Origin of the sequence: Mycobacterium sp., assembly GCF_049683935.1 — a bacterium.
Taxonomy (GTDB): domain Bacteria; phylum Actinomycetota; class Actinomycetes; order Mycobacteriales; family Mycobacteriaceae; genus Mycobacterium.
Genome location: NZ_JBAUJR010000003.1, coordinates 1 through 3,614, shown reverse-complemented (window position 1 = coordinate 3,614; position 3,614 = coordinate 1). Strand labels below are relative to the sequence as shown.

General features: G+C 68.1%; 1 protein-coding gene. It reads left to right on the top strand.

The window, feature by feature from the left end:
• The coding region (locus WA965_RS00075) for a non-ribosomal peptide synthetase (RefSeq protein ID WP_526446862.1) at positions 1 to 3,614 on the top strand (3,614 nt) is incomplete at both ends.

Here is a 3,614-nt window from a genome sequence, read left to right as displayed (position 1 = left end):
GGGCAGCACGGGCCGGTCGACGACGGCACCGGACCGGTGGCGGCCACGCCGATCATGCGGTGGCTGCGCTCCGTCGACGGGCCCACCGGGCAGTTCAACCAGACCATGGTGTTGCAGGCCCCAGATGGTGTCCGCCACCCCGACGTGGTCGCCGTTCTCCAGGCCCTGCTGGACCGGCACGCGATGCTCCGCATGCGTGTCGCGGTGACCGAAACCGACGGCTGGGCGCCGTTCGTGCCGGCGCCAGGGTCAGTTGGCGCCGCCGCGTGTGTGCAGGTCGTGGACGTCCTCTCCGACGAAGCGCTCCGGGATGCGCGGTCGCGGCTGGACCCCGCCGCAGGGGTCATGCTGCGCGCACTGTGGGCGGCATCCACCGGCCAGCTGGCGCTGCTCATCCACCACTTGGCCGTCGACGCGGTGTCCTGGCGCATCCTGCTGGAGGATCTCAACATCGCCTGGGCCCAACACCACAGCGGACAACCGGTCGAGTTGCCCTCCGCGGGAACGTCGTTCGCCCGGTGGGCGTCGTTGCTCGCCGAGCACGCCCACACACCGGCGGTCATCGACCTGGCCGACAGGTGGAGTCAGGTGTCGTCGACACCGGCGGCCCTGCCGGCACCGCGGCCCGACGTCGACACCTACGCCAGCGCCGAGCACCTGTCGGTGTCACTGGACGCCGAGACGACGCGCCGGCTGATCGGCGATGTCCCCGTGGCCTTCCACGCCGGCATCCAGGACATCCTGTTGATCGGCTACGCGTTGGCATGCGCGGAGTTCCTGGACGCCGAGGGCGTGCCGATCAGCATCGACGTCGAGGGCCACGGACGCTTCGAGGATCTTGCACCGGATATCGACCTGTCCCGCACCGTCGGCTGGTTCACCACCAAGTACCCGGTCGCGTTGGACGTAGGAGGATTGCGATGGACACACGTCGTCGACGGCCACCCCGCACTGGGGGCGGTGGTCAAGGCCGCCAAAGAACAGCTGCGCGCCGTTCCTGACGGCGTGACCTACGGACTGCTGCGCTACCTGAACCCCGATGTCGACCTTGCCGCGCCCGACCCCACGCTCGGGTTCAACTACCTCGGACGCCTGGGCGCAGGCATCGAGGCATCACGCGAACTGTGGCTGGTCAGCGAGGACGGCCTGGCGCTGGCCGACGCCGCCACCACCGTTCCCATGCCCCTGGGGCACACCGTCGAGCTCAACGCCGGAATAATCGACGGCGCAGCCGGTCCGACGCTGCAAGCCACGTGGACCTGGGCGACGTCCACGCTCGATCGCACACAGGTCAGCAGGCTCGGTCGCCTGTGGTCAGAGGCCCTGGCGGGCATCTGTGCCCACGTCGCACGCGGCGGCGGCGGCTTGACCCCTTCCGACGTCGTTCCCGCTCGCCTCGACCAGCAGCAGATCGACGAACTGACAGAGCAATACCGAGTCGCCGACATCCTGCCGCTGACGCCTCTGCAACGGGGACTTCTGTTCCACGCCAGTACCGCAACCACAGCCGGTGACCTGTACGCGATGCAGCTCGACATCACGGTCACCGGCCCCCTCGACCCGCATCGGCTCCGCGACTCGGTCTCAGCCGTGATCAACCGCCACCCCAACCTGGCCGCCCGGTTCATCGAGAGATTCGACGAACCGGTACAGATGCTCCCCCAGGATCCCCAGACACCCTGGACGTTGATGGTTTCTGATTCCGAGGAGGAGATCGCGCGGGTCTGCGCCGCCGATCGCGCCGCGGTGTGTGACCTGGCCAGTCCGCCGGCCCTGCGAGCAACCCTCATCCACACCGCGCCCGATCGACACCGGTTTGTGCTGACCTTCCACCACATCGTGGTCGACGGCTGGTCGATGCCGATCCTGCTGCAGGAGATCTTCGCCGGCTACTACGGCCAGCGACTGCCCAGCCCCACCCCCTATCGGCGATTCGTCGGCTGGCTGGCCGACCGCGACCTCGAGTCGGCCCGCAACGCCTGGAGCGACGCGCTGGCCGGTTTCGACACCCCGACCTTGGTGGGGCCGCCCGGCCGCACGAATCTCGGCCCGCGCGAATCGAAGTCGTTTCGGCTGTCGGAGGATGCGACGCGCCAACTCGGCGAACTGGCACGGTCCTGCCACACCACGATCAACACCGTGCTGCAGGCCGCGTGGGCACAGCTACTGATATGGCAGACCGGACAACACGATGTCGTCTTCGGCACGGCTGTGTCGGGCCGACCGACCGAGGTGCCCGGCGCGGAATCCATGGTGGGACTGCTGATCAACACCGTTCCGGTGCGAGCGAGCGTCGCGGCGGAAACCAGCGCGGCGGGCCTGCTCGACCAACTGCACGGCTTTCACCACCGCACACTCGATCACGAACATCTGGCGCTCACCGAGATCCATCGGGCGACCGGCCACGACCTGCTGTTCGACACGCTGTTCGTGTTCGAGAACTATCCGGTCGACACCGCCGCGATGTCAGGCGTCGACGGGTTGACCATCACCGGGTTCACCACCAACGAGTCGACGCACTATCCATTGACCCTGCAGGCGCTTTCGGGTGGAGAGCTGACGCTACGGGTCGAAGGTGACACCGATGTGTTCGACCACGCCGGAATCGAGGCCATCACCGAACGCCTACGGCGGATCTTGCTGGCCATGACCGCAGATCCCTCCCGTCCACTGTCGACGGTGCCCCTGCTCGACGCCGGGGAGCAGGACCGGGTCGACGAGACCGGGAACCGGGCGGCGCTGGCCCAGCCCGACACGTCGGTGACCATCACGGGTTTGTTCGCCGCGCAGGTGGAACGCGACCCGACGGCGACCGCCCTCGTGTGCGGTGAGCGGTCATGGACCTACCGCGAACTGGATCGTTTGTCGAATCGATTGGCGCACAAGCTCACCGAGCATGGCGCGGCGCCAGGACGGTGCGTGGCGCTGTTGTTGCCGCGGTCAGCCCAGTCCCTGATCGGGTTGCTCGCAGTCCTGAAGACCGGGGCAGCGTATCTGCCGGTCGATCCCGCGCTGCCGGCGGCACGGATCGGGTTCATGTTCTCCGACGCCGCGCCGGTAGCCGCGATCAGCAGCGCAGACCTGGCCGACAGACTCGCCGAGCACGACCTGCCCGTCATCGACGTCGAGGACGACCCAGGGGTCGATGACTCCGCGGACGTCGCACTGCCGATGGTGGCGCCCGATGACATCGCCTACATCCTCTACACGTCGGGCACCACCGGAGTGCCCAAAGGGGTGGCGATCAGACACTGCAATGTCACCCAACTGCTGGAGGGTATGGACTCTTATCTACCGGCGGCCGGCGTGTGGAGCCAGTGCCATTCGTACGGATTCGACATGTCGGTCTGGGAGATCTGGGGGGCGCTCACCCGCGGGGGCCGATTGGTGGTGGCGCCGGATTCGATCACCCACTCACCGGAGGACCTTCACGCGCTGCTGATCCGCGAACGAGTGACCGTGTTGACGCAGACGCCGTCGGCGGCAGGGATGCTCTCCCCGGAGGGGCTGCAGTCGGTGGCGCTGGTGGTGGCCGGTGAGGCGTGCCCGGCCGACCTCGTCGATCGCTGGGCGCCGGGACGGGTGATGATCAACGCCTACGGCCCCACCGAGAC